The organism is Pandoraea faecigallinarum, from assembly GCF_001029105.3.
Lineage (GTDB): Bacteria > Pseudomonadota > Gammaproteobacteria > Burkholderiales > Burkholderiaceae > Pandoraea > Pandoraea faecigallinarum.
The window spans coordinates 3,242,387-3,268,143 of the sequence record NZ_CP011807.3 but is presented as its reverse complement, the minus strand read 5'-3'; the positions used below and the strand labels follow the sequence as shown (position 1 = coordinate 3,268,143).

Below are 25,757 nucleotides of genomic sequence, written 5' to 3'. Positions count from 1 at the left end.
GGCCACGCGCGCCACCGTCGCGCGCGGCCGCACCCTCAATGTTGACGGCAAACGGTACGGCCCAGGAGACGAGGTCCAACTCCCGGCGTCAGAAGTCGCTCACCTCCGGCGAATCGGCTATTTGACGACTCCCGGAGAAGCCGAGCCCGCGCGTGGTGATGGCCCAGTTTTCACTCCGTCTGAAGGTCCGACGGTCAAGGTGGAATCGTGATCGACTGGGATGCCGAAGTGCTCGGTCCGCTGATGGGGGTGTTTGGTGAGCCGGTGCAGTATCGGCCTCACACCGGCGCGCCGCTGACCATCGGCGGTGTGTTCGACGACGCTTATCAGAAAGAGATGCTCTTTTCTGATGCGTCAGTCGAAATTTCAACCGTGCAGGCCGTGCTCGGCGTTCAGTTGTCCCAGTTCAAGGTTCTACCAGCGCAAAACGACCAGTTGACGGTCGAGAGCACCGGCGCGTCATACGTCGTGAAAGACGTGCGTGTCGATAGCCACGGCGGCGCTAAGTTGATCTTGAGCAAGATGGGGACCGCATGACGACCTCTGCGGATATTCGAGCTCTGTTCGTTCAGGCGCTCAAAGGGGCGACTGATGCCGGGCAATCGGTGTTCTCGCCGTTCGATTGGCCGACTCAGGCCGACGCTTACCCGTGCGTCTTGGTGCGAGCCCCAAAGGAGCGCAAGGAGTCGCAGGGGCCGTTTCAGCCGGGATATGACGTCTACACGACGCTGCAAGTCGTTGGCAGGACAGTTTCGAGCGCTTTGGTCGGGGATGAAGGATCTGCGATCGCGCTTGCGACAGCCGAGAGGCTGAAGGCGCAGATCGAGGCCACACTTATCAACAACCCACTCATCTGGAACGATTCCTCGGGGGCATCTCGAATCGAACAGTTTGTATCGATCGACTCCGAGATATCGACCTCGTCGGACGGCGAGGTCCCGATGGCCGAGTTGGTGATGCACGTCGAAGTCAAGTTCTACCAAGGCCCCGAGGACTTTTTCCCGATCCCCACGGTGCCGATCAACGAGGTGCAGATTGCCGTGTCGGTCCCCGACGGGACCCCGCAGCCCGGAATCATCATTCACCCCCAAAGCTAAGGAGCGGCGATGTTCATCAAGCCTGCACCCGGGATCAAGCTTCGTGATCCCGAGACGAAACAATTCATCCCCGAATCCGGCCAGGAGGTGGGGGACTTCGACCTGTATTGGGTCCGGCGCGTCAATGACGGCGACGCCATTCGCGTGAGCGCAGAGACACCTGAGCCTTCGTCGGCGAAGACCTCCAAAAGCGCCTGAATCACCAAACGATTTGAACAACGACCCCGCCTCGGCGGGGTTTTTGTTTTGGAGAACGCCAAGTGACAGTTCCCTTTAAGAACATTCCCGCAAATCTGCGGGTGCCTCTGTTTCATGCGGAGCTTGACAACAGCCAAGCGAACAGCGGCGCATCGACGCAACGCGCGTTGATCATCGGGCAGATCACGTCCGCAGGGACGGGGACGCCGGGCGTTCCGCAAATCTCGCAAGGTGCGACTGAGGCGAAATCGATCGGCGGTGCCGGCTCGATGCTCGCCCTGATGACGGCTGCGTACCGGCAGGCCGATCCGTTTGGTGAAGTCTGGTACTTGCCGCTCGCAGATGATGGGAGTGCCGTAGCGGCGTCGGGCAGCATTGCGGTTACCTCTGCCCCTACGGCAACGGGCGTGATATACCTCTACATCGCGGGCATCAGCGGCGTACCTCCGGTGACCTTGACGGTCACGGCCACTCAGTCAGCCGCACAGGTCGCAACGGCACTTGCAGCGGCGATCAACGCGCAGTCCGACCTGCCGGTCACGGCTACCGCCTCGACCTCTACCGTCACGGTGACTGCGAAGAATAAGGGCTTGGCAGGCAACGATATCGACATCCGGCTGAACTATCGGGGGGCTGCGAGCGGGGAAGTGATGCCGACAGGCCTCGCATTGACGATCACGCAGATGTCCGGCGGAGCCGTCAACCCCGCTCTGACGACGGCGTTTGCGAATTTGCTCGACCAAGAGTTCGATTTCATCGCCTTCCCGTACACGGACGCGAACTCGCTCGATGCCATGAAGGCGTTCCTCAGTTCGACGACTGGCCGGTGGAGTTGGAGCAAGCAGATCTATGGCCATGCATTCTGTGGTTACCGTGGAACCCTCGGCGCACTGACGACTTTCGGTAATGGCCGCAACGACGAGCATGTCTCGGTGATGGGTTTCAACGATTCGCCGACGCCTGCATGGGTCCTCGCCGCCGATCTCGCTGGCACCGTCGCAACGTCGGTGCGGGCCGATCCCGCGCGGCCCGTACAGACGCTCGCTCTCTCCAGCTTCCTCGCACCGCCACTGGCTTCGCGCTTTGCGTTGGGAGACCGGAACACGCTGCTGTGGGATGGCATTTCGACGTTCACCGTTGCCAGCGACGGCACGGTGGCTATCGAAAACCTGATCACGACCTACCAACTGAACAGCTTCGGCCAGCCGGACAACAGCTATCTCGAAGTCGAGACGCTCTACACGCTGGCTTACGTCCTACGCGCTCTTCGCTCGGTTGTTACGAGCAAGTATGCACGTATGAAGCTGGCGGCGGATGGGACGCGGTTCGCTCCGGGGTCGTCGATTGTGACGCCCGCGATCATCAAGGCGGATTTGATTGCTCAGTACCAACAGCTCGAATACGACGGCTTCGTGCAACAAAGCGCGGTGTTCGCCCAGGGCCTTATCGTCCAGCAGAACAGCACCAATCCGAACCGAGTGGACGTGATCTACCCGGCAGTGTTGATCGCGCAATTGCGCGTCTTCGCGCTGCTCATGCAATTCCGCTTGAGCTAACCCAACTGACTCCCGGTGCCCTAGTGGCACCTTTTTCTATTTAGGAGATACCTCATGGCAGGTAATCCGAATCGCCTGGCCGGGACCGCCAGCATCACCGTCGATGGGACGAATTACTTGCTGGTGGGGGACTTCGAATACAACCCGTCGTCGGTGACGCGCGAAACCCTGTCCGGCCAAGACGGCGTTCACGGTTTCAGCGAGAAAAAGCGCCCTGGCTCCATTTCGGCGAGTCTTCGCGATGCCGGCAACCTCACGGTGGCAGACCTGAACGCAATGGACAACGTCACCGTCGTCGCGCAACTTGCGAACGGAAAAACCATCATCGGCCGGAACATGTGGACGGTGGAAGACCAGACGGTCAAATCCACGGATGCCACGATCGAAGTCAAGTGGGAAGGCCCCCAAGTTTCCGAAACCACGAGCTGAACATGAATCAACCCGACGAAAAAACCATCCCCCTCCGTAAGCCGGTAAAGCTCGGCAGCGGTGAAAGCGAAGTCGTTTACGACAAGCTCCCACTTCGTGAGCCGACTGCCGGGGAGCTGGATAAGGCTACGTCCACCGGCGGCTCGAACATCGGCATCGGGATCACCTTGATTCACCTGGTATCCGGACTCCCGAAGTCGGCCGTCGAGAAGCTCAGCCAACGTGACTTCGCGGAGGCGAACGAGTATCTCGCGGGTTTTACCGACGATGGCCCGACGGCGTCGGCGACGTAATCGCCGACGTAACGTACTTCTTCCGTTGGGGGCCGCTCGAAGCTGAGCGACTATCGCTTTCAAAACTAGCCTGGTGGAGAGATCAGGCTAAACGCATTCGTCAAGCCGAGGTGGAGGACTGATGGCAGGTAACGCGTATCAGATCACCATCACGGCGGCCGATAGGGCGTCGGCGGTGGCGAAGCGCATCGAAGCGTCGATGCAGCGCATCACGAAGCCGATAGACCGTGTGACGGCGTCGTCGAAGAAGATGAACGAGGCGGCGGCAACACTTCGGAAGCCGTTCGCCGACGTCGGCCGATCGTTGAAGGCGTTGGGCGATGAAACCGGTGTAACCAAAGTCGCACGTGGCATTCGACGCATTGGGTATGCGGCGGCCGACGCTAGCCGGAGCCTGCTAGGTATCGTCGCCCCGCTGGCGGGCATTGCTGGCCTCGGATCGATCGCAGGCATTGCACTGATGACGAACGAGTGGGGCAAGATGGGTGCAGAGGTTTTGAAGACGTCTGCTGCCATCGGCGTCTCGACGGTGGACCTTCAGGCATACCGTGGCGCCGCAAAGCTTGCGGGTCTTTCGGCCGACGAGATGACAGGCTCGCTTAAGTCGCTCGGCAAGACCATCGAGGATGCCACCTACGGTCGGAATCAAGACGCTTTCGTGATGATGCAGAAGTTCGGCATCAGCCTGCACCGAACGAAGGACGGGGCTGTCGATGCGACGCGCGCTCTCAAGGACGTCGCCAATGCGATCGTGAAGCAAAAGGGCAACGTTCAGACGCAGGCTTTAATCGCTGACGTTTTCGGTGTTGGGTCGCTGCTCCCCATGCTCCAGAAGGGAGAATCGGGCATTGACGCGTTCGTTGAAAAGGCGAAGAGCATGGGGTTGGTGCTCGGCGACGAACAACTCAAACGCGCAGCGGCATATAACGAGCAAATGCTCAAGCTGGAAGCCTCCGGGACGAAGCTGAAGTACTCGTTCGGTGAGGCGATGGCACCGGCCCTGGAACGAGTAATTGGCGTCGTGCAACGCCTGGTTGAACAGTACGGAAGTATCGTCGCGACCAAGGTTGCGGAGTACGTTGAGCGCTTTGCCAAGTGGTTAGAGCAGGTCGATTGGGATAAAAAGGCGCGGCAAATTGCAGGCTTCGTTGACGCGCTTGGTGGTGTCAAGGGAATCGCCATCATCATTGCTGGCATAACGTTTGCGGGACCAATTGCTGGAATCGCAACGATTGCTTCGGGTCTTACTCAGTTGGCCATGGTTACCGTGCCGCTTGCGATCGGCGCACTGGCGAAGCTTGGAAAAGCGAAGGTGGCGGCTGATGCCGCAGGGGCTGCGGCAGCGGGTTCTGGTGGGGCTGCCGGGGCCGCTGGCAAAGGCTTGCTGTCAAGGTTGTTTCCCTTCGCGGCGAAGCTTGGGCTTCCGCTCTGGCTCCTGACCCACTCTGAGGGGCTCAACTCAGGGGAGGACGAGTATCTTGCATCTCGCCGCGCGAAACCTGGGCAACCGTGGCCCGGCGGCGGAAAGCCCACAGCGGAATCATCGGCGCTGTTTTCGCGGCTTGAGTCTCAATATGGCTTGCCGAGCGGTCTTTTGGACAGCGTTTGGGCGCAGGAATCGGGGCGCGGCACTAACATGCTGTCGCCTGCCGGCGCAAAGGGGCATTTCCAGTTCATGGATGCCACGGCCAGGCAGTACGGGCTAGACGATCCGAATGACTTGACCAAGTCAGCCACGGCCGCTGCCCAGATGTATCGGGATCTGCTCAAGCAGAACGACGGCGATTTGAGCAAGGCGCTTGCTGGATATAACTGGGGGCAAGGCAATTTGCAGCGCAAGGGCATTGAGAACGCTCCCAAAGAGACGCGGAATTACGTAGATCAGGTGCAAGCCCGAATGGGCGGTACTGGCCTCTACGGTAATTCTCCGCGCATCGCTGCTGCCAATTTGCCGGGGCAGTCTCCGCCGGCTGTGACTGCCGATGCGGGACGAGTCCATGTGGACGTGGTTATCCATCAGGACGGCCGTCCCGCAACGGCGAAGGTTCGGTCGCAAGGTAATGCTACTGCGACGGCAAGCATCGGTAATCGAGCAATCGGAGAAATGGCGTGAGCGTAGCTGATGTGGTGAATGTCGCCGGGAGTATCGGCGGCGTGGCGTCCGCCGCCAAGGGAATTGCCTCGTCAGCGCAGAACTTGATGAGCCTATTCGGCAGCGGCGACTACGCGAGCAAACTGCGCAAGGCTAGCTATAACGGTGTGCCGTTCGCTGTTGTATCGGAGAGTGGCGTGTTCGGGCGGAACGTGGTCGTGCACTCCTACCCGAAAAAGGAGACGCGCCCATGGATCGAGGACAACGGGCTGAAGACGAATGTCCTGCAGATCACCGGTTTTCTCGTCGAGAACAGCCTGATCTACGGTGGCGGGGACGTCACCACGCAGAAGATCAACCTGCTGAATGTGATTCGCGGCGGCTCCGTCAACAACACGAAACCGCCGGGTATCGGGAAGCTTGTCCACCCCACATGGGGTGAGATCAAGGCGAATTGCACCGAAGTCGAGATCGGAACGTCATGGGATCGCGGTCGCGTTGTTGAGTTACGCATGACGTTCATCCTCGGCGGTGATCGACTCTATCCGAGTGCGCAATCGGCGACCAAGGACGCTGTGACCGGTGCGGCCTCATCGCTCAATGCATCATCGCTGCTCAGTTTCATCAGCAACACACTCGACGCGATCAAGGCCGGTGTCGCAGTGATCAAGGCGGCGATCAGCGTAGCGGTGGGCTTTTATCAGATGGTGAACGGCCTGATCCATAGCGTGCGCCGGTTCTTCAATTCGATATCGACGCTGGCCGGGAATTTTGGACGGCTCTTTGGCGGTGGTAACTCTGGCTATGCGGGGTCGAACGGTAAGTCGCCGAAGTCGGCGACTGTCGCGAGCCTACTTGCACAGGACACACAGAACGTTGCTGCTGTCGCGGCGGCAGGGGCGGCGCTGACAGCAGCGGCTATAAATGCCGGGGTAGATCCCACTTCGTTTAGCAACGCGGCACAGGGACTGATGGCGGCTACCGCTGCCACTGCGGCGTCGCCAGCCGATGCGATTCGATTGCTCACCCCCTTGGCCAACTACACGCCGCCCGTAGTTGCTCCGGGGTCGCCGATTGCTGCCGCACAGGCAACGATGAGTAGTGCGACGGGGGCACTACTGCGCCGCGCGGCGATCGCGCAGATCGCGACCACTTCGACGACTTATCAGCCTGCATCGGTCGACGATTCGGTCAGCGTGCGCGATACGGTCGTTGGCCTGATCGATGCTGAGATTCAGTTGGCGGCGGATCAAGGTGAAGACGATGTCTACGCTTCCCTTCGGGCGTTGCGACAAGCTGTTGTCGACGACTTCAATGGAAGGGGACAGGGCCTCGCGGCGATCACGGCGTTTGAGTTCAAGAGCTCGATTCCGTCGTTGGTGTTGGCGAACCGGATTTACCGGGACGTTGCCAGAGAAGGTGAGCTGGTGACACAGGCGAACCCGGTTCATCCGGCCTTCTGTCCGACGAGTTTTAAGGCTCTGGCGACATAACTTCGGGCTTTCTGTGGCCGGGGGAAATAACCACGTATACTGGCTGCCAAACCGAATGGGCGGAGAGTAATGGAAAAAGATCGCATCGATTGGATCGAAAAAGCTGCCGTCGAAAATTTCAAAGCTCATCAAAGTGCGACGGAAGCAATCGAGAAGCAATGCACAACAACATTGACCGTTTTCTTTGCTGGTATCGGCGGAGGATTAGCTTACGGGGCAAAGGCGCTGGAATTGCATCACTGGACGTGGCTATCAATCGGAACCCTGACTTTTACCGCGTATATCGTAGTACTCGCGGGGCTTCTAATCTGCGGATGCATGACGATTGGGGAGTATCCTCAGTTGCATAATGAGCCTGGAAACTTGCTCAATGTGCCATCGCAATACTCTTTCGAGCAGATCAGGGTGTTCGAATTGGAGAATATGCAATCCAGAATTCAGCAGGCCATCGACCGAAATGTGAAGATCTCTGACCGGCTGAATTGGATTAGGCTGGCAGCGATTGCCAGCCCGCTCATCTTTATCGCTTCGGCGGGTTGCTCGGCGGCGTTGGGCGCTTAGAGTTGTGGTCGTGTGTATCGCGCCTAATTGGCTGCGGATTCGGAACAGGGTTCTTAGAATTACTCACGTTTTCCCCAGTATGGAATGTTAAGGGTGTAGGAGCCGGTAAACATACCAGAGAAACATAAAGCCCCTCTCAGCGGGGCTTTTTCTTTTGTGGACTATCGAAACTTAGTTTAGCGGCTGGTAGGTTTGCCGCATTTCCCCGTTCACACATTTGATAGTGACCTTGCCTTGCTTCAGATAGAGCTTTCCGTCGGGGCCTGCGCGCAGTGAGTTAGTGACAAAGGTGTGCGGGTAATCGCATTTCGCTTCCACTGGTAGACCTTGCTGGTCTAAGACCGGCGCGGCGGCGCTTCGCAAGATGTTGATGTATCTAGGGGCTCCGGACTCGTTAGCACCAGCTAGTTCTCGGCCATAGATAAGTAAATCCGTCTTCGTGACGTCGTCGGGCCAGTCGTAAGCGGCGCTCCGGTTGAGCGCTTCAAATGCAAAGCCAGCTTCAACCTGTTTGCATGTTGCCGGGAGAGGAGCGCCTGGCGAGAGCGTAGCGACATGCAAATCGGCTGCCGTAGCGCAAATTACGGCGGTGTCAGTTACAACTTTAAACACGGGCATCGCACGAGCGCCGAATGAAGCCGAAAGCGCGAATATTGCAACCGCCGAAGTTTTCAACATTCCTGTTCTCCTATCAATGACCGACGACAATATTACGCTCAAGCTCAATGACACATTGCTTTCTGGGTGGACGCGACTGCGAATGACTCGCGGTATCGAGCGGTTCCCCGGAGATTTCGAGCTTGAGATGACCGAGCTTTACCCAGGGCAGGCCCAAGACGTGATTGCTGTTCCTGGTGATCGATGTGTTTTGGCTCTGGGAAATGACCGCGTAATCACTGGGTATCTGGATCGTGTTGTGCCCAGCATCTCCGCTGAGTCTCACGACATTCGTGTGACCGGTAGGGGGAAGTGTCAGGACCTGCTCGATTGCGCTGCCGTGTGGCCGAATGGCCAGATGAGCAACATCAATGCGTTCACGATGGCGAAGCAGCTCGCGGCGGTGTACGGCATTGATGTGAGTTGCGACGTTGACGGCCTTTTGATGATTCCACAGATCAACATCATCCCCGGCGAGTCGACGTATGAGGTTGTCGAACGCACCGCCCGCTACAGCGCATTACTTGTCTATGAAGATCGCGCAGGCAACATGGTTCTCGCACGCGCGGGCACAGAAGCGATGGCGAGCGGCGTGCAAGAGGGAGTCAATATCGAAGCGGCCAGCGCCGAGCGCTCGATGGATCAGCGTTTCTCGCACGTAACGGCCCTGCTGACGGGCACGAACAACATGCAGGATCTGACCTCGATCACTGCGCCCCATTTCACCGCCACCGATCCTAACGTTCCGCGCCGGCGAGAGCGAGTCATCTTCGCCGAGGCTGGAGAGCTAGGATGGGAGGTCGGTAAGCAGCGTGCACTATGGGAAGTCGCGTGGCGCAGAGGACGTGCGGAGGTGATCCACGTCACCGTGGACAACTGGCGCGACGTCGATGGGAACCTCTGGGAGCCGAACAAGCTGATCGACGTGTTGATCCCGAGTCTTAAAGTATCAGGCGATCAGGCGGGCACCGTTCCACAGCGCTTGATGATCGCTGAGGTTACCTACACCCTCGACGAATCCGGAACACATGCGCAATTGACGCTCATGCCGCCTGAGGCGTTCGAGCCAAAACCGATATTGCTCTACCCGCAGTATGGGGATCTCGTTGGAACGGTGCCCCTACGATGACACGAGAACTGGATGTTGGTCCGATGCAACGGATGATCCGGCGTGCTCTGACAGCGTTCGCCAGGGCCTTACTTTCTGCCGTGAACGACTCGGGTGGTGTTCAGGTCGTTCAGATTTCTTTGAGCTCCACTGAGGTGCGAGACGGCTCCCCGAGAATCGCCGAATTCGGCTTTTCATCGCATCCGCCCGAAGGCTCGGATTGTGTGGTGGCGTTCCTCGGCGGAGATCGAACCAAAGGTATTGTCATTGGAACGTGCCACCAGCCGTCGCGTCCCAAGAATCTCGGCCCCGGTGAAACAATTCTCCACAGCCAGGACGGGAAATCAGTCTACTTAACGGCCTCCGGCGGAATCGTCGTAGAAGCGAAAGGTCAGCCGGTTGTCGTAAACGACGCGTCGGACGTGACGTGGAACTGTTCGGGCAAGTTCAAGCTGGTGGCGCCGGGCGGCGTAGAAATCGACGCGCCGCTAGTGCAGTCGACCGGGGACATGCAGGACAATTCCGCCAGCAACCCACACACCATCGCGGCGATGCGGCAAATTGCGAACCTCCACACGCACCCGGTGAAGGGCGTGCAGGGCGGTGGTTCCAGCGTGACCAGCGATGCACCGAATCAGCAGCAGTGATTGCTGCACCCAGTGACCTATAAGCCTCCCTTGCGGAGGCTTTTTTGTTTAGTGCGAATGGATACGTCGACCGTTTGGGATTCCACAGCTAACCGAGGCGATTGGGTCCTCGATGGCGCGTCGCTTGAAACTGGAAACGACGTTACAACGGCGCTGCTAATCAGCCTGTTCACTGATCGGATGGCGGATGTCGACGACATCATCCCTGACGGCACGACAGATCCGCGCGGCTGGTGGGGAGATGACGTCGCTTCCGGCCCGATCGGCTCTCGGCTGTGGCTGCTGTTTCGCGAAAAGCAGACAAAAGAGACATTGCAACGGGCATACGACTACATCGTCGAAGCCATCCAATGGATGATCGATGACAAGGTCGTTGCCCGTTTCGATATCAATGTGTCGTGGATCACCCGAGGGCAGATGGGTGCCCAAATTACGGCATTTAAACAGGATGGCGCGATCGTGCCTAACACCTTTACGTGGGCTTGGCAGGGGAATGACTGATGCCGTATCAACGACCAACGCTCACTGAGCTTCAACAGCAGGTCGCGACGGATATTGCGTCCAATGTGCCGGGGTCCGACCCGCTGCTACGGTTCGCGAACCTGAAGATCACTGGGCGGGTTCAAGCAGGTCTTGCGCACCTTCACTACGGATACATCGACTACATCGCGAAGCAAGCGGTCCCGTGGACTGCCACTGGCGAATACCTTGCGGCTTGGGGGGCACTTCGAAATACGTTTCAGAAGTCCCCCAGTGCGGCGTCCGGAGTGGTGACTTTCCCCGGAACTCCCGGAGCGCTCATCCTAGCCGGCACGTCTGGAGCCCGAGGGGATGGTGTTACCTATACCTCACAGGCGGATGCGACTGTTCAGCCGAATGGTGTGGCGAATGTCTCGTTCGAAGCCGATCAAGTGGGTGCGTCGGGAAATTGTGATGCGGGTACGGCTATTACGCTTGGCGTCGCAATACCGGGTGTTCAGAGCAGCGGGAGTGCCGGTGTGGCGTTCACCGGCGGTGCGGATGCTGAAAGCGAGGACGACTTCAGTGAGCGCGTAATGAGCGCCTACCAAGCCACGCCGCAGGGCGGTGCGGTCGGGGACTACGCAACCTGGGCTCTTGGGGTGAATGGGATCACTCGTGCCTGGGTAACTCGCAATGGCTTCGGTGCCGGTACGGTTGTCGTCTACGTCATGCTCGATGATGCGCAGGTCTCGCATGGTGGGTTTCCGCAGGGCACAGACGGTGTGGCGACCGGAGATCAGTCCAGAGGCATTGCGGCAACAGGAGATCAGCTCACCGTTGCGAACGCGATATTCCCGTTGCAACCGGTCACTGCCCTCGTCTACGTCTGCTCGCCGATCCCAAATCCGATCAATTTCACGATCACTGGTTTGACGGGAGCGTCGGATGCAACGAAGTCGGCTATCTCGGCGGCCATCGTTGGTGTGTTTCGCACCAACGGCGTGCCCGGCGGCACGATTGACATGTCAGATATCAACTCGGCTATCGGTTCCATTCCTAGCACGAGCGGCTTTGTCATCACGAGCCCCGTCGGGAACATCGCGAATACCACTGGGCAGCTTCCAACGCTCGGAAACATCACCTACCCATGAGGACCCAGATGCTTGCACCAGTCCTCACATCGGATGATTACCTCCAAGCATTTCAAGGGCTCATGCCGCGCGGAGCTGTGTGGCCGCGTGATCCGGATGCACTTCAGACGAAGGTGCTTCGTGGGTTGAGCGGGGTCTATGCGCAAAACACCGCGCGGGCAAACAACTTGTTGATCGACGCGTTTCCGGGTACGGCATTCGAGTTGCTTCCGGAGTGGGAGCAAACGCTTGGACTGCCCGATCCGTGCGCTGGCGTATCCCCGACGGTAGAGGCGCGGCGGGCTCAGGTAATAGCCCGGCTGGCAGCGGTTGGTGGGCAGTCGATCGCGTACTTCACGCAGCTCGCGGCGAATCTTGGCTATTCGATCACGATCACCCAGTTCTCGCCGTTCGTGTTTGGGCAAGCGTCATTTGGCGATGCTCTGAACGGACCGGACTGGGCTTTTGCGTGGCAAGTGAACGCCCCCTCGTATTCGATCCGCTATTTCGCGTTCGATGGCAGTGTTTTTGGCGAGCCATTTGCATCCTGGGACAACAACGTTCTCCAGTGTGAGATTTCGGCATATGCGCCGGCTCACACCATTCCCTTGTTCAACTACAACTGACCATATCAACATGGATCGATTGATTGCGCAGTACACGGTCCCCGTAGGTAGCGGCGATACCGCGCCCGCGACCGGCACGCCAGGCCAAGCCACAGGTGGGAATCCGGCGACAAACACACCGGCAACACGGATGCCGGCATACGCATGGAACGCCATTCAGGAGGAGTTGATGGCGGTGCTCGCGGCTGGCGGCATCGTGGCGGATCGCACCAACAATGCACAGGTCGTGGCGGCGATTCGTCGTTTGGTACAGACCAAGACGGTCCTTGTTGATGTCGGCTCTGCTAACGCGTACTCGGCAGTAAACACGCCACCACTGACGGCGCTCCCTTCAAGTGGATTCGTCCAGGTGCTGAGCATTGCGAATGCCAATACTGGTGCCTCGACGTACGCCCCTGATGGTCTGGCCGCGAAGCCGATTCTTGGCATGGGTCTGGCGGCATTGCAAAGCGGGGAGCTATCAGCGAAGGGCATCGCAACACTGTTGTACGTTGTTGCATCCAACGTCAATAGCGGAAACGGGGCGTGGATCCTGATTGAATGCACTGGCGGGGCGCAGCAGATTTCTGCGGCGACGGCATCCACCCATGCGGTTCAATTCTCGCAAGTGGCTTCAGCCTTGGGGGCGGTGAACGCGCGCGCTTATACGGCTGCGGCCTCATCCTTCACGCTTACGGCTGATCGAGTTGTTGCGGCCACATCGCTTGCCGGTGGCATAGCCTACGCAACATCTGGATTCAGCAAAGTCATCAATCTGACCGTCTCTGGTGCTGGAGGCATGGACACCGGCAGTGCGCCGGCGTTGGGGTATGTGGCGATTTACGCCATCTACAACCCGACCACCACCACGTGGGCTCTCCTGGCAACGAACGCTACCTCGACCGCTGCGCCGGAGGTCTACGCCGGTGCCAATATGCCGAGCGGCTACACGGCTTCGTGTCTAGTGTCTGTGTGGGGTACGACGTCGACTGCTAACCAGTTCCGGGCAGGATTGCAGCGCGGGCGGCACATAGCATTCCCTCCTGCGACGGTGCTCTCCTCTACCACGCCTCAAGCGTCATATACGGCCCTGTCGATCTCGTCGGCTGTGCCGCCGAATGCGATTCAGGTCTTTGGGAATGCGAACCCGCAGTCCTCAGCCGCATCGACGCTCCTCGTCCACATCGCAGGGGATGGCGGCGGGACGGATGACAACTACATCGTGGCAACGAGTTCCGCGACCGGCAGCGTGGGGAACGGGAGCGTATGGCGCGCACTGCTTTCGGTTGCGCAGACGATCTACTACTCGTGGACGAACACCGGTGGTTCGCCGCAGTTTAGCATGTCGGTCGTTGGCTACATCTTCTAAGGGATACGACATGACAACATCCATTTTTGTCGCATTCACGGACGCGTCTGAAACCGAAATTGACTCGGTATTCGGCGGACCTCAACCGGTTGAGTCATTCCCCGACCAAGGCACCATTCCGAGCGACGACGCGCGCTATATCTCCTATTACAACACCGTCACAGAGCTGTTCCCGAACTTGGTCGACACGCTTATTAAGCCCGGTGACTAATAAAGAAATTGGTGAATATCCATGGATGACCAGACGACGTTGCTTGTAAAAATCGGGGGCTCCGCGGCGTTCGGGGCTGCAGTATCGCTTAAGTTTATTCCGGGGAATTGGTGGCAGCGCGGGCTCTCGTTCGGAGCGAGCGTAGGCATCGGCTGTCTTGCAGGAGGAGCGGCGGCGGAGTATTACGCGATCACGCCAGGCAGCGTTACACATATGGCTGCGATCGCGGCGGCGTCGGTCTTCGGCCTATCTGGCGTGAGCAGTCTTATCCAGCAGATTCCGAAGTGGCTGGATGCGGCTCGCCAGAAAATTCTAGGGAGCTAAGTCATGCTCGCCATCATCAATTTTTCGGCAAACGCAGTAATTTTCGCGCTCTCGCTTTGGGCTGTGCTGACCCATCGCGTACCTACTCGCAGCGGCGGCGCGCTCGTGCTGTCACTGGTGAACTTCTCGGCAATCGGCAACATCGGATCGCCGATCGCATGCCACAGCGCCCCCGAGGTCACGTTAAATGTTGCCGTGGCCATCGCTGCTGCGTGGGGTTTCTGGCAAATCCAGATCAAGCGCCGTCACTTTGGGAGGCTCGGCCATGACACCCAGTGAAGTGCTCGACGTAGCGATCGTTCCGGCGCTCTCACTTTTACCGGAGAAAATGGACACGCCTCAGGCTCGCGTCATGCTGCTATCCATCGGCTTGCAGGAATCCCACTTGACGTATCGCCGCCAGATGCCTACGGGCCCGGCACGCGGCCTGTGGCAGTGCGAGCAGGGTACGCGTGCGTCGCGTGGCGGCATCTGGGGGCTGTACCTGTTCCCCACGACCGCCGATGCGCTGGTAAAACTGTGCGCTGCTCGCAATGTCGCACACGATCCTGTGGCCATCTACAACGCCATCGAGCGCGACGACATTCTCGCGGCCGGGTGCGCTCGGCTGCTGCTCTACACCGATCCGAAGCTGTTGCCGGATGTGGGTGATGTCGAGGGCTCGTGGGCGCTATACCTGCGTGTGTGGCAACCGGGGAAGCCCCGTCCGGCCGAGTGGGGCATGAACCACTACAGAGCAGCGGAGGCCGTATGACGTGGCTTGATCCTCGCGTATGGGGCGTTCTACTTCTAGCTGTAGTACTGGCTGCCGGTGGAGGGTACTGGAAGGGCCACCACGACGCCGACCAGTCGGCCACCGTTTCCATGCAGGTCAAGCAAATTAAAGACCTGACCGACGCCAACACCCTCTACCGCCAGACGAATCAAACGCTGGCCGGGATATCGATTGATGCGAAAAAATCTGCCGACCAAGCGACGAGTGACGCTCGCGCTGCTGATGCTGTCGCTGACAAGCTGCGCAAGCAACTCGCCGAATACATCGCAAGTGCGCGAAATTCCTCCACTGCCAGCGCAGGCGCGCCAGCCGACAGCGGAACAGACCCCCTCGATCTGCTCGCTGGGTTGTTCAGTAGGGCTGACCAAGCTGCGGGAGACCTCGCTAAATTCGCTGACGCTGCCCACATCGCAGGACTCGCCTGCGAAAGAAGCTACGACGCGTTGACTGCTCAGTAGTGCGACCCCGGCATAGCGCTTAGTGCTGTTGCGCCCTTGGCTGACCGCTTAGCCCACGTTATCCGGGCGCGCTTGCATGATGTATAGTTGTCCTGCGAAAAATAATGTGAAAGATAATCGGCGGGGGGCAATGAATATGCGTGGTCTGTTACTTTGTACTGCAGTTGTAGGCGTTTTCGGGATGGCCCATGCTGGGCCGGTCAAAAAGGCCGACGCAATCTGCAATGGCCATAGCGCCCTCTTGACAAGTTGGGTTTGCGGCGACGATGAGCAATATTGCTATCTGTGGGGGATCGATGTTTCCCGTTCTGGGAAGTGGGGCCGATCAAGTATTTTCGTGATCGAAGGGCCGAATGGCGTGAACCGAGTGGGATATGAGGAAGCGTGCAGGAATGGGCGTTGCTCTCATCCCGAATATTCCATTTGCTCAACGCCTGTTGCTCACCCCACGCCGACGAAATTAGAGGTTCTCTTGCGTCCTGACGGCTAATTTCATTGTTGTTAGCGCTGGCCATCTACTCGTGCCCCTTCGGCTTCCACATCGGCACAGCGTCTCTGGAACATATGCCATTGAGTCGCTCGCGCGGCGCGATGAATCTCCAGGACGAGTTGCGGAATTCGCTGACGCTCCCCACATCGCCGGACTCGCCTGCGAGCGCAGCTACGATGCGCTGATAATAGAGCGCCACCGACCGTACTCAATACAGCGATGTCATCGCCGTCCAGCCTATCCCGTTGCGCAGCGAACCAACGGACATAGTTTGCAAGCACGTCATCGAGCGGTGCGATCTCATCGTTGGCATACAGTGTCTCGAAGACGCTCAGCACTTCATCGTAGGTCATGTCAATCTCCAAACGAGAATTTCACTGTAGGTGGAAACCGCTCAGTGTGTTGGAAATAATGCTGATCGATCACGATGTCTCGCGAGGGCAAAAAAAGCCGCTCATAGAGCGGCTATCAAATTGGGGGTGTCCGATTACTCGAACGATAACGAGCATATCATGCTTGAAGCTGTTCGACACGATGAACGCAAGGGCGGAGATTCGAGGCCCCGAAGCCTCATTGAGCTTGGCGGGACTTCGACCATCGAGCGAGGGCCGCCACTCGCGCAAGCGCTGATCGTTCCTCTTTCGACATCTTGGCGACGCGCGCTCGTCCGCCGATTTGCGATATTTCCCTTCGCTGTTCTGGGGTTAGGGCTATAGCCCTCGCTTTGCCGCCTTTCTTTGCCCGTTCCTTCATGATGCATCCCATCGAGTGTCGCAAACTTAGGGCATGATCTCCCCCACTACCGGCCTTGAGCAACCTGAAACGCAGGTTTAGTGCATTGGGGCTGTGTGGCGGCCTCCCTCGTGGTGCTGGTGAGGGAGGTAAACTAGCATGAAATGCTGTACAAAAACACAGTCCCGCACTTAACCAGCAATCGACGCGCTCTGGATGGCGGATTGCAAATTTTGGCTATATACTTGGTGAAATTTGTGATTACTTGGTGAGAATATGTCTTTCGACGTACCTAAACAGCTAGGACTGATTGCAGAAAGCTTCAGCCCGAGTGCTCCAATCGACCAGACGACGCTTTTCGCTGGACGTGTTTCGCAGATTGCTGACGTGGCAAATGCTGTGTCGCAGAGAGGTCAGCACGTGGTGATGTTTGGCGAGAGAGGCGTCGGCAAGACCTCCTTAGCAACGGTGATTTCGCAAATGTACCGAGGCCAAGCGAATCAGATTACGTCGGGAAGCATTAACTGCGATGAGACGACCACCTTCTCGTCGCTCTGGCAAAAAATATTTCGCGAGATACCGATTCGAACTGGGGTATCGCAAGGAATCGGGTTCGGCGCCGAAGCAGCACCGACGCACGGCAATCTTGCCCAGTTCTTGCAAGAGAATGTGACTCCCGACGATGTGCGTCACCTTTTGCAGCAAATCGGCAAAACAATCATCGTTATTGACGAGTTGGATAGAGTTGAAGATCGAAAGACCACTAAGCTCCTCGCGGACACGATAAAGACTCTGTCTGACCACTCGACAGACTGCACGATCATCCTTGTTGGGGTAGCTGACTCCGTAGATGCATTGATTGAGCAACATGGATCAGTCGAGCGCGCGCTCGTGCAAATTCGAATGCCGAGAATGCATGTGGATGAACTGCTCGAGATCGTTACTCGTGGGGCTGCGCGCTGCGGAATGACGGTTGATGATTTAGCGAAGGGGCAGATTGCGAAGTTGTCGCAGGGCCTGCCGCACTATACGCACCTGCTCTCGCTTCACGCGTTTCAGGCGGCAGCCATGGCGCATCGAATGAATGTGACGTCGGCGGATGTGAAGACCGCGGTGCAAAAAGCGCTTGATAAAGCGCAGCAAAGTGTGATCAGTGCGCATCACAAGGCTACGAGCAGCGCTCGGGATAATTTGTATCCGCAGGTGCTGCTTGCGTGTGCAATGGCGAAGTCGGATGGACTAGGGCAGTTCGCCGCTTCCGACGTGCGAGATCCGATGAGCAAGATTATGGGACGTCATTATGATATCCCGGCCTTTTCGCAGCACTTGAACGCGTTTTGCGAAACGAGTCGGGGGCCGGTGCTTCAAAAGTTTGGGGTTTCGCGGCGCTATCGTTTCCGCTTCGTGAATCCGCTCATGCAACCTTACGTGCTGATGGATGGGGTGCGTCGAGGGTTAATTACCGAGGCCGATATCGGCCTGTAATCCGGCGTTGCGGCAGACGCTATTCTCGGGCGGGAAGAACATGTGCACGAACTACCGCGTTCCTGACCGGCAGTTGTTCAGCGACAAATACGGCGTGCTAGCGCCGTCCGCCGAGTGGCGCGAAGACGTCTACAAGGATTATTTCGCCCCGATCATTCGCCGGGCCGGCGACGGGGGCGCTGTGACCAAAACATGTCCATAATGCCTGTGAAATGGCTAAGAAAGATGAGAAAATGCAGCCGACACGAGGATGGCTGTCGCTGCAAGTCGTTGATATGACTGCATTTTCTCTTTCGTCTATTTAAAGGCGATAGGACTCATAATCCCTTGGTCGCTGGTTCGAACCCAGCACGGCCTACCAAAGAAGTAGATAAGCCCCTGACGGTGACGTCAGGGGCTTTTTGTTTTTATCAATGATGAATTTTCGAGCGGGGGGGAATGGCGCGGCCGCGAGTTCAGGCAAAATTGGGCGCAACGCAATACCAGGTTAACCGCACGCGGGCGGACGACCCGACCGGCGGGCAATGCGCTCAGCCGGGCATGCGGCAGGGGCGGGATCGTCTCCCCGTCTCGTCACATTTGCTTTCAAGTTTTCACTATGCTTGTGTAGATACGTCCGTTACGCTGACTTCGGAAAAAATTCTGCAAGACAAAGTGACAATATGGGGCGCCTCTCTCGTTGCGAACTTGCATTCTTTTTGATCAGTGTTGGTTACGTTCTTTCGCTCTACGGTCATCTATACCGACTGCTTCTGATCTGTTTCGTCCTCGCCATCGTGCTGACAGGTAAGCTCTACGGATGGCGGTATCAGGACGTCGCGGCAATTCGAAAGGGCGTTCTCATCGTCCTGCCGCTGTATCTCTACATGGCGCTCTCGGCGCTGTGGACGGCGAATCCCCGTTTCGGTGTCGAATATGCCGCCTACGCGGTAATGTCCGTCATGCCCGCGCTCAGCCTGGGCATCCTCCTCGGCATGCAGAAGGGGCTGGAGCGGCTCCCGAATAGCTTCGCATTGCTAATCTTGACGTTCCTGGCGATGGCCGTCGTCAATTTCTATCAAGGCGGCGACGCAATGCTCTTCAAGGACGGATCCATACGAACGGTGTTCGCGATCTTCCTCTGCGTTTCGACCCCCATGCTGATGGCCAACTGGCTCACGGGCCCACGATTCGCCAAGTGGTTCAGCGCAGCACTGCTTCTCCTGGCGCTCTACGCGCTGCGCGAATCGCGCTCCGTGGTGCTCCTCACCATTCCCGTCGTCGCCGTCATGCTGTGCGTCTATCGACGCAAGCAGTTCCTCGGCTACATGAAGTTCGCCATTCCGGTTGCCATTCTGGCGGCCGTGCTGCCTATCCTTATTCACGGGTCGGAGCCGCACCTCGACCTCGGCAGACTGACCTCCGATACGAGCTTCGACGTCGGCGACGTGCCGGGCGAGTTCAAACTTCCCCCGGAAAAGCGAATCGATTTCGCCCGACGCCTCACCACCTATACCGCGCTCCGAAATCTGTCGCACGCTCCCGTCTTCGGCGCGGGCTACACGAGCGTCTGGCAGGAGAACATTCAGAAGTACGCCTATAGCCTGTCGGCACACGGCTACATCGGCAATATCGCGGAAATCGGCATCGTCGGCATGACGGTATTTCTCGGCATCGTCGCGTACGCCACGATCCTGTTCCGCCGGCGCGTGCTGGGCAGCTTCGCCAGAATGTGGGCCGGCGAGGTGCCCGTGATCGAGACGGCGCTGTTTTTCTCGTTTGCCGAACTGCTTGTGCTGGGATTCGTGCACCAGATCTTCGAGTCGGTCGTCTTCGGCCTGCTGCTGGGGTTGGTGCTGGGCACGGCGTGGCGGTGCGACGAGGCAACGCTACCAGCGCAACGTCGCGCGGCCCCCGGACCTGACGTGCAGCACGACTAGGTTGCCGGCCGGCCGGCGTGGCGAATCGCGACGCCTGTCTTCGCGCGATCGGAGCATCGTCCGCCACCGGACGACCCCGGGGACCGGGGCCGTTCGACGACTCGCTCGTCGAGGCGGCGCGTTGAGCCAACGCGCCGACCCGGTTACACCGCGACCGTCTCTCCCGTCGAACGACCGGTCTTCGGGCCAACGCCGGGCTTGACCTGCAACATCGCGAAGACGCCGACAGCCGTTGCCACGGCGGTCGCCACGAACATCGACGAATAACCGTACTTCGCCGACAGGATGCCGGCGAGCGTCGGCGCCAGCACCGATGCAATGTTCGCGATGAAGTGCATCAACCCGCTGAACGTCCCCACACGCGTGGGCGCCGTGTCGATCACCACTGCCCAATACACGGAGTTCGGCAGCGCATTGAGTGCATTGCCCAGCGTCATCAGCGCGATCACGGCCCACACGCTCTGCGCCTGCGACACCATCAGGAAGCACAGCGTCGTGCACGTGAGCGACGCCGCGGCGAACCAGCTGCGTGCGATAACCAGCTTACCCGTCTTGCGATACAGCCAGTCGGAAATGCGTCCACCGAGCAGTACTGTCACGCATGCCCCCGTCCACGGAATCATGCCGATGTACCAGAGCGACGACAGGGTGAAGTGGAATTCGTCGGCCAGATACTTGGGCGTCCACGTGAGCAGCATGAAGTTGACGTAGATGAACGCGAAATACCCGATGGAGTTGAACACCAGTGTCCGGCTTCTGAAGAAACTCCACCATGGCATCTCGTTTGCGGCTGCCGCCGATGACGGATTCTGCGGCGCACGCCCCGCCTGAATCAAGGCTACCTCGGCGGCGTTCACGCGCGGGTTGTCTTCCGGGCGATTCGTATAGACGCGCGCAAACAGCGCGATCAGCACGAAGCCCGCCACACCGAGCACGATGTACATCGTGCGCCAGCTATCGGTCAGCAGCAGTAAACCGACGGCCACCGGCGCTGTGAGCAGCGCACCCAGCGGCGTGCTGAGCAGGCCGATCGACACGGCGAACCCGCGCTCCGACGGCGAGGCCCACGCCGACATCGTCTTGTTGATGATCGAGTAGGCGGGTCCTTCCGCAAAGCCGAAGAGCACGCGAATGGTGGCAAAGCCGGTGAGCGCCGAACCGCCGAAGACGGCGACGCCGATGTCGCCCGCCCAGATCATGGCGATGGCGAACGCCGACCACGCGATACCCGCAATCACCCAGACCTTTTTCGCACCCAGCCGATCCGCCAGCGCGCCGCCGAACAACGCGCCGAACATGTAGCCGTAGCCGAAGTAGCCGAGCACCGCGCCCCAGCCTGCCCGGTCGAACCCGTATTCGGACGTGATTTGTGCGGCGGAGTACGAGATCGCTCCCCGGTCGATGTAGTTCACAAGCGCGATCACCACGATCAGCGCGAATACCGCGAACCGGTATCGGGTCGCTCCGGCGGCCGGATGACCCACGGTGGTTGATTGCATGACATCTCCTGAATGTTGGTTGCTCTTGGGGGAGGGCGTGAGTGCGAAAACCCGGATGGCCTTCGCAAACGATTGTCGATTATATATAATGCACAATGCATATCAACTGAAATCAAAAATTCGTCCACGTCCGCCATGAGCCAATCGCCGAGCATATCCAACACGCCCACCGTCCCCGACGTCCGCAACACCAACGCCAGCCCCAACGCCAGCCCCTCCGACGGGCCGCCTTCGCACCCTTCGCACCTTGCGCGTCCCTCAGTTCCCACGGTTGCCGTGGGCTCGCTCGGCGGCACGATCAGCATGACCGCGTCCGACGCGGCTGGGGGGGTTGTCCCGACCCTGGACGCCACGCAACTGACCCGGTCCGTGCCGGGCCTGTCCGAAGTTGCCGAGATCCGCACCGCGTCGTTGCGTCAGTTGCCGAGCGCATCGCTGGGATACGACGATCTGATGGCTGCGCTCGACTGGGCGGAGCAGCAAATCGCGGCGGGCGCGAGCGGCGTCGTGCTCACGCAGGGCACCGACACGCTGGAGGAGACGGCCTTTCTGTTGGATCTGTTCTGGAAACTGCCCGCGCCGCTGGTGATCACAGGTGCGATGCGTGCGCCACAGACGGCCGGCGCCGACGGTCCGGCCAACTTGCTTGCGGCCGTGCGCACGGCATGTCATCCGGAGAGTGCGGGGCGCGGTGTCCTCGTCGTGATGAACGACACTGTCCACTATGCGCGCTGGGTCAGCAAAGGCGATGCGCTGGCCGTGCAGGCCTTCGTCTCGAACGATGGCGGTGTTGCCGCACGCCTCGTCGAAGGGCGGCCGACGTATTTCCATGGGGGCCCGGCGCGCGCGCAACCGCTGCCCCGCCCGGTGCGCGCGTGGCCGAAGGTCGCCCTGGTGACAGCTGTATTGGGCGACGACGGCGAACTTGCCGAACTGGCCGTGAACGCCGGTTACGAGGCAGTCGTGATCGCGGCGCAGGGCGCGGGTCATGTGTCGTTCGGATTCGCACAGCGCATCGGTACCCTGACGCCGCGTGTGCCGGTCGTGATTGCGAGCCGTGCCGCTGCCGGTTCGACCGCGTCGCAAACGTATGGCTACGTCGGCGCCGAAATCGACCTCGCGCGGCGTGGTGCGCATCTGGGGGGCTGGCTGTCTGCGCTCAAGTCGCGCCTGCTCGTGACGGCGCTCCTGGCGTCCGGTACGGTGGCCGGTGCGCTTGGAGAGGCGCTGGAAAATTGGAGTAAACTCACGCGTCGATAAATTTTCACACGGCCTTCCTTTGAAAAGCACGTCCCCCGCACCCGCCGCGGCGACCGGCACCGGTCGTCGCCGGCTCACGGCGTACCAGTACGCTATCGAGACCCTGCGCACCGAGATTCTGCAAGGCCGCCTGAAGGCGGGGGACCGGCTTCGGCAGGACGACCTCGCGCGCCGGCTGGAGATGTCGACCACGCCGGTGCGCGAAGCCCTGCGCACGCTGGTCTCCGAAGGGCTGGTGTTTTTCGACGTGCATCGAGGTGCGGTCGTGCGGGGTCTCACCATCGACGACGTCAACGAACTCTATCGGCTGCGCATGACGCTGGAACCGATGATGGCCGAGCAGGCGATGGCGACGATTCGCGAGGAAGACATTGCGAACGCGCAAGCGTTGCATGCCGAAATGCTGGCGACGACGGACGTCGCCAAATGGACGGAACTGAACCAGGCGTTTCACGCGGCGTTATGGGCATCGCAGGACAACTCGCGTCTTGCGCATCTGATCAAGACCTTGCGCGACGCCTCCGGGCCCTATATCGCACTGTCGCTTTACATGCGGCCCGTGCACGTGGATGTCAGCAACCGCGAGCATCGTGAGATGCTCGACGAATATCGCGCCCGCGACGTTCGCGCGGCGCGCAAGCGCACCGAGGCGCATCTCGACGCCACGTTGCGCATCATCGTCAAGGCCATCGAGCAGACGGAAGCCGAAGCCGCCGCGAACGAATAACGGTCGTGGTCGCGGCGTGCTCATGCCGCGCCGTTCGTACCCCTGATGTTTCGCCATCCGTAACGATAGGCGGGGATGACAACACGCCGTTTTCATCTTGTTGCGGGTTAACACCTAAAGTTCTGTCGATGTTTGCCGTAACTTCTGGGGTGGAATCTCCCACCTCGTGGAGCCGGCAGCCTGGGTGCCGGTCTCCTGTCTTCGACCCCCCCTAGCCGCAGGCCTGCCTCGACAGCATGACAGTATCTTCGCTTAGAACACGCATCATCCTGATCGCGTGTGCCACCGTCATCGGTGCACTGATCCTCTCCGGCATTACCACTTACCTCATCGTGCGCAGCAGCATGATGTCCACCATTTCCGACACGCTCGACGCCGTCGCTCGCGGCAATACGCTGGCGGTCGAACGCTGGGCCGCAGCCAAGGGCCAGTCGGTCGTCGGCACAGCCGCGGCTGTCGAAAAGGGCGAGCAGGGCGTGGCGCTCACGAAGCTGCTCGGCGCGACCAATGGCTTCCCGATTTCGAGTATCGGCTGGAGCGACAAGTCGTACTTCTCCAGTGGGCCGACGCCCCCCGATTACGATCCGACCGCGCGCCCGTGGTACAAGGGCGCCACCGCCGCCGGCAAGCTCACCGTCGTCAAGCCGTATGCCGACATTGCCTCAGGCAAGCTTTATGTGTCGTTCGCCGCGCCGATCCTGCGTGACGGGCAGACGCTCGGTGCCGTGAGCGGCGCCGTACCGCTGGACGCCGTTCAGGACGTCGTCAAGGCCGTGCACCCCACGCCGTCGAGTCTCGCCTTCGTGGTCTCGCGCGACGGTCTCGTGATCGCGCATCCCGACGAAAAGCTCATGCTCAAGCAATCGGGCGATCTTGCCCCCACGCTGAGCGCCGAGGCGCTCGACAAGATGGCGAATGCCACCGAGCCGACTCCGGTCGACCTCCAGGGCGTGCCCAAACTCGTCAAGGCACAGCCGGTGCCCGGCACCGACTGGCTCTTCGTCGTGGCGCTTGACAAGGCGGAAGCGACCGCCGGTCTGTCGCGCGTACTGAGCGGCACGGTCATCTCGCTGATCGTGCTGACGTTGTGCGCCATCGGCATCGCCAGCTTCTTCACGTCGCAAGCCTTCCGTCGGCTGTCGCAGGTGCGCGATGCGATGGACACCATCGGCTCCGGGGGCGGCGATCTGACGCGCCGGCTCGATGTCGTGGGGCACGACGAAGTCGCGCAGATTTCGAGGTCGTTCAATGCATTCGTGGACAAGATCGGCACCGTCATGCTCGACGTTCGCGCCGGGGTGCACGGCATGACCTCCGCCACGAGCGAAATCGAAATGGGCAACCGCGACCTGTCGCAGCGCACGGAAGCGTCTGCAGGCACGTTGCAGGAGACCTCGGCGGCGCTCACGGAGTTGACTGCAAGCGTCAGGCAGACGGCCGAAGCCGCCGAGCATGCCACGCGTCTGGCCAACGAGGCGAGCGATGCCGCTGCGCGCGGCGGCGAGGTCGTCACCGGTGCAGTCACCACGATGAGCGAGATCGCGCAATCGTCCGAGCGCATCACCGAAATCATCGGCGTGATCGACGGTATCGCGTTCCAGACGAACATTCTGGCGCTCAATGCGGCGGTGGAAGCCGCGCGAGCCGGTGAGCAGGGCCGCGGTTTTGCCGTGGTCGCCGGCGAAGTGCGCACGCTGGCACAACGCAGTGCAGCAGCGGCGCAGGAGATCAAGACGCTCATCGAAGCGTCGGTGCAGAACGTCAAGAGCGGTACGCAGCGCGTGCAGGCGGCGGGCGACACGATGGGGGAAATCGTCGACGGCATCGCCCGCGTACGTCGTCTGATCGTCGAGATTCACACGGCGATGACGGAGCAAAGCACCGGCATCAGCCAGATCGACCGCAGCGTTGCCGAGATGGATCAGTCGACGCAGCAGAACGCGGCGCTGGTCGAAGAGTCGGCGGCCGCATCGGCAATGCTCAGCGAGCAGGCACGCAATCTCGCCGACACCGTGGCGCTGTTCCAACTGCGTGAGCCGAGCCGTCACGGTGTGACGGTAATGCACACGTCGCCGGCCGGACGTGGCTCGCATCGCGACGAGCCGGCCCTGGCCGCTTAAGCCATTCTTCCTCTGCGGGCAGCGACCGGCGCGCCGGCGCCGGTCGCTGCCCGGGCGCCG

28 protein-coding genes are annotated in these 25,757 nt (G+C 59.9%); 25 read left to right on the top strand and 3 right to left on the bottom strand.

What is annotated here, in order from left to right; translation table 11 throughout:
- Positions 1-207: 207 nt before the first annotated feature.
- The 9 genes from AB870_RS14215 (at position 208) to AB870_RS14175 (ending at position 7,719) form a co-directional block, all read left to right on the top strand.
- Complete coding sequence (locus AB870_RS14215; protein ID WP_237169944.1) at positions 208-537, top strand: head-tail joining protein; 330 nt, start codon at positions 208-210, stop codon at positions 535-537.
- A complete protein-coding gene (locus AB870_RS14210) occupies positions 534-1,097 on the top strand; it encodes a hypothetical protein (RefSeq protein ID WP_047905210.1) in 564 nt (187 codons plus the stop codon). Before AB870_RS14215 ends, AB870_RS14210 begins: the two co-directional genes overlap by 4 nt.
- Positions 1,098-1,106: 9 nt before the next feature.
- Positions 1,107-1,295, top strand: a complete 189-nt coding sequence (locus AB870_RS14205) for a DUF2635 domain-containing protein (RefSeq protein WP_047905209.1) — start codon at positions 1,107-1,109, stop codon at positions 1,293-1,295.
- 62 nt (positions 1,296-1,357) lie between these two features.
- The gene (locus AB870_RS14200) at positions 1,358-2,851 is read left to right on the top strand and encodes a phage tail sheath subtilisin-like domain-containing protein (protein ID WP_047905208.1); all 1,494 of its coding nucleotides are present in this window, start codon (positions 1,358-1,360) and stop codon (positions 2,849-2,851) included.
- 54 nt (positions 2,852-2,905) lie between these two features.
- Positions 2,906-3,280: a phage tail tube protein gene (locus tag AB870_RS14195; protein ID WP_010804693.1), complete on the top strand. Its 375-nt coding sequence runs from the start codon at positions 2,906-2,908 to the stop codon at positions 3,278-3,280.
- 2 nt (positions 3,281-3,282) lie between these two features.
- Positions 3,283-3,573, top strand: coding sequence for a phage tail assembly protein (locus tag AB870_RS14190; RefSeq protein WP_047905207.1), 291 nt, complete (start codon positions 3,283-3,285; stop codon positions 3,571-3,573).
- Between the two features lie 121 nt (positions 3,574-3,694).
- Positions 3,695-5,686 (top strand): transglycosylase SLT domain-containing protein, encoded by a 1,992-nt coding sequence (locus AB870_RS14185; RefSeq protein WP_053059377.1) that lies wholly within the window; start codon positions 3,695-3,697, stop codon positions 5,684-5,686.
- The gene (locus tag AB870_RS14180) at positions 5,683-7,158 is read left to right on the top strand and encodes a DNA circularization protein (protein WP_047905205.1); all 1,476 of its coding nucleotides are present in this window, start codon (positions 5,683-5,685) and stop codon (positions 7,156-7,158) included. The genes AB870_RS14185 and AB870_RS14180 overlap by 4 nt, the downstream gene beginning before the upstream one ends.
- Positions 7,159-7,227: 69 nt before the next feature.
- Positions 7,228-7,719, top strand: coding sequence for a hypothetical protein (locus AB870_RS14175; protein WP_047905204.1), 492 nt, complete (start codon positions 7,228-7,230; stop codon positions 7,717-7,719).
- 171 nt (positions 7,720-7,890) lie between these two features.
- Here AB870_RS14175 and AB870_RS14170 read toward each other — a convergent pair whose 3' ends face one another.
- On the bottom strand, positions 7,891-8,397 hold the full coding sequence (locus AB870_RS14170) for a hypothetical protein (RefSeq protein WP_047905203.1): 507 nt from the start codon (positions 8,395-8,397) through the stop codon (positions 7,891-7,893).
- Positions 8,398-8,413: 16 nt separating this feature from the next.
- Here AB870_RS14170 and AB870_RS14165 point away from each other — a divergent pair, with 16 nt between their 5' ends.
- From AB870_RS14165 to AB870_RS14115, 11 genes are read left to right on the top strand one after another with little or no spacing between them, the layout of a single operon-like run.
- Positions 8,414-9,505 (top strand): phage baseplate assembly protein, encoded by a 1,092-nt coding sequence (locus tag AB870_RS14165; RefSeq protein ID WP_047905202.1) that lies wholly within the window; start codon positions 8,414-8,416, stop codon positions 9,503-9,505.
- Entirely contained in the window at positions 9,502-10,131 is a 630-nt protein-coding gene (locus tag AB870_RS14160) for a phage baseplate assembly protein V (RefSeq protein WP_053059376.1), read from the top strand. The genes AB870_RS14165 and AB870_RS14160 overlap by 4 nt, the downstream gene beginning before the upstream one ends.
- A 57-nt stretch (positions 10,132-10,188) precedes the next feature.
- Complete coding sequence (locus tag AB870_RS14155; protein WP_047905200.1) at positions 10,189-10,632, top strand: phage GP46 family protein; 444 nt, start codon at positions 10,189-10,191, stop codon at positions 10,630-10,632.
- On the top strand, positions 10,632-11,744 hold the full coding sequence (locus AB870_RS14150) for a baseplate J/gp47 family protein (protein WP_047905199.1): 1,113 nt from the start codon (positions 10,632-10,634) through the stop codon (positions 11,742-11,744). Before AB870_RS14155 ends, AB870_RS14150 begins: the two co-directional genes overlap by 1 nt.
- An 8-nt stretch (positions 11,745-11,752) precedes the next feature.
- Positions 11,753-12,349, top strand: a complete 597-nt coding sequence (locus tag AB870_RS14145) for a YmfQ family protein (protein ID WP_047908213.1) — start codon at positions 11,753-11,755, stop codon at positions 12,347-12,349.
- 10 nt (positions 12,350-12,359) lie between these two features.
- Positions 12,360-13,697 carry a hypothetical protein gene (locus AB870_RS27120; protein ID WP_237169943.1) on the top strand — a complete coding sequence of 446 codons (1,338 nt, stop codon included), beginning with the start codon at positions 12,360-12,362 and terminating at the stop codon, positions 13,695-13,697.
- Between the two features lie 10 nt (positions 13,698-13,707).
- Entirely contained in the window at positions 13,708-13,908 is a 201-nt protein-coding gene (locus tag AB870_RS14135) for a hypothetical protein (protein ID WP_047905198.1), read from the top strand.
- A 21-nt stretch (positions 13,909-13,929) separates the two neighbouring features.
- Positions 13,930-14,232, top strand: a complete 303-nt coding sequence (locus tag AB870_RS14130; protein ID WP_047905197.1) for a hypothetical protein — start codon at positions 13,930-13,932, stop codon at positions 14,230-14,232.
- A 3-nt stretch (positions 14,233-14,235) separates the two neighbouring features.
- On the top strand, positions 14,236-14,511 hold the full coding sequence (locus tag AB870_RS14125; protein ID WP_047905196.1) for a hypothetical protein: 276 nt from the start codon (positions 14,236-14,238) through the stop codon (positions 14,509-14,511).
- Complete coding sequence (locus tag AB870_RS14120; RefSeq protein WP_047905195.1) at positions 14,498-14,986, top strand: hypothetical protein; 489 nt, start codon at positions 14,498-14,500, stop codon at positions 14,984-14,986. The genes AB870_RS14125 and AB870_RS14120 overlap by 14 nt, the downstream gene beginning before the upstream one ends.
- Complete coding sequence (locus AB870_RS14115) at positions 14,983-15,465, top strand: DUF2514 family protein (protein WP_047905194.1); 483 nt, start codon at positions 14,983-14,985, stop codon at positions 15,463-15,465. Before AB870_RS14120 ends, AB870_RS14115 begins: the two co-directional genes overlap by 4 nt.
- A 501-nt stretch (positions 15,466-15,966) precedes the next feature.
- On the opposite strand, the gene AB870_RS14110 is transcribed toward AB870_RS14115, so the two are convergent.
- On the bottom strand, positions 15,967-16,308 hold the full coding sequence (locus AB870_RS14110; protein WP_071386880.1) for a hypothetical protein: 342 nt from the start codon (positions 16,306-16,308) through the stop codon (positions 15,967-15,969).
- 655 nt (positions 16,309-16,963) lie between these two features.
- On the opposite strand from AB870_RS14110, the gene AB870_RS14105 reads away from it, so the two are divergent.
- Both AB870_RS14105 and AB870_RS14100 read left to right on the top strand, forming a co-directional pair.
- The gene (locus AB870_RS14105) at positions 16,964-18,172 is read left to right on the top strand and encodes an nSTAND1 domain-containing NTPase (protein WP_047905192.1); all 1,209 of its coding nucleotides are present in this window, start codon (positions 16,964-16,966) and stop codon (positions 18,170-18,172) included.
- A gap of 524 nt (positions 18,173-18,696) precedes the next feature.
- Complete coding sequence (locus tag AB870_RS14100; RefSeq protein ID WP_167362701.1) at positions 18,697-20,091, top strand: hypothetical protein; 1,395 nt, start codon at positions 18,697-18,699, stop codon at positions 20,089-20,091.
- Between the two features lie 143 nt (positions 20,092-20,234).
- Here AB870_RS14100 and AB870_RS14095 read toward each other — a convergent pair whose 3' ends face one another.
- Positions 20,235-21,590 (bottom strand): MFS transporter, encoded by a 1,356-nt coding sequence (locus AB870_RS14095; RefSeq protein WP_047905190.1) that lies wholly within the window; start codon positions 21,588-21,590, stop codon positions 20,235-20,237.
- A 303-nt stretch (positions 21,591-21,893) separates the two neighbouring features.
- Here AB870_RS14095 and AB870_RS14090 point away from each other — a divergent pair, with 303 nt between their 5' ends.
- The 3 genes from AB870_RS14090 (at position 21,894) to AB870_RS14080 (ending at position 25,697) form a co-directional block, all read left to right on the top strand.
- On the top strand, positions 21,894-22,850 hold the full coding sequence (locus AB870_RS14090; RefSeq protein WP_047908211.1) for an asparaginase: 957 nt from the start codon (positions 21,894-21,896) through the stop codon (positions 22,848-22,850).
- A 19-nt stretch (positions 22,851-22,869) separates the two neighbouring features.
- On the top strand, positions 22,870-23,577 hold the full coding sequence (locus AB870_RS14085; RefSeq protein ID WP_047905189.1) for a GntR family transcriptional regulator: 708 nt from the start codon (positions 22,870-22,872) through the stop codon (positions 23,575-23,577).
- A gap of 236 nt (positions 23,578-23,813) precedes the next feature.
- Positions 23,814-25,697 carry a methyl-accepting chemotaxis protein gene (locus tag AB870_RS14080; protein WP_084663699.1) on the top strand — a complete coding sequence of 628 codons (1,884 nt, stop codon included), beginning with the start codon at positions 23,814-23,816 and terminating at the stop codon, positions 25,695-25,697.
- The last annotated feature ends 60 nt before the right edge of the window (positions 25,698-25,757 follow it).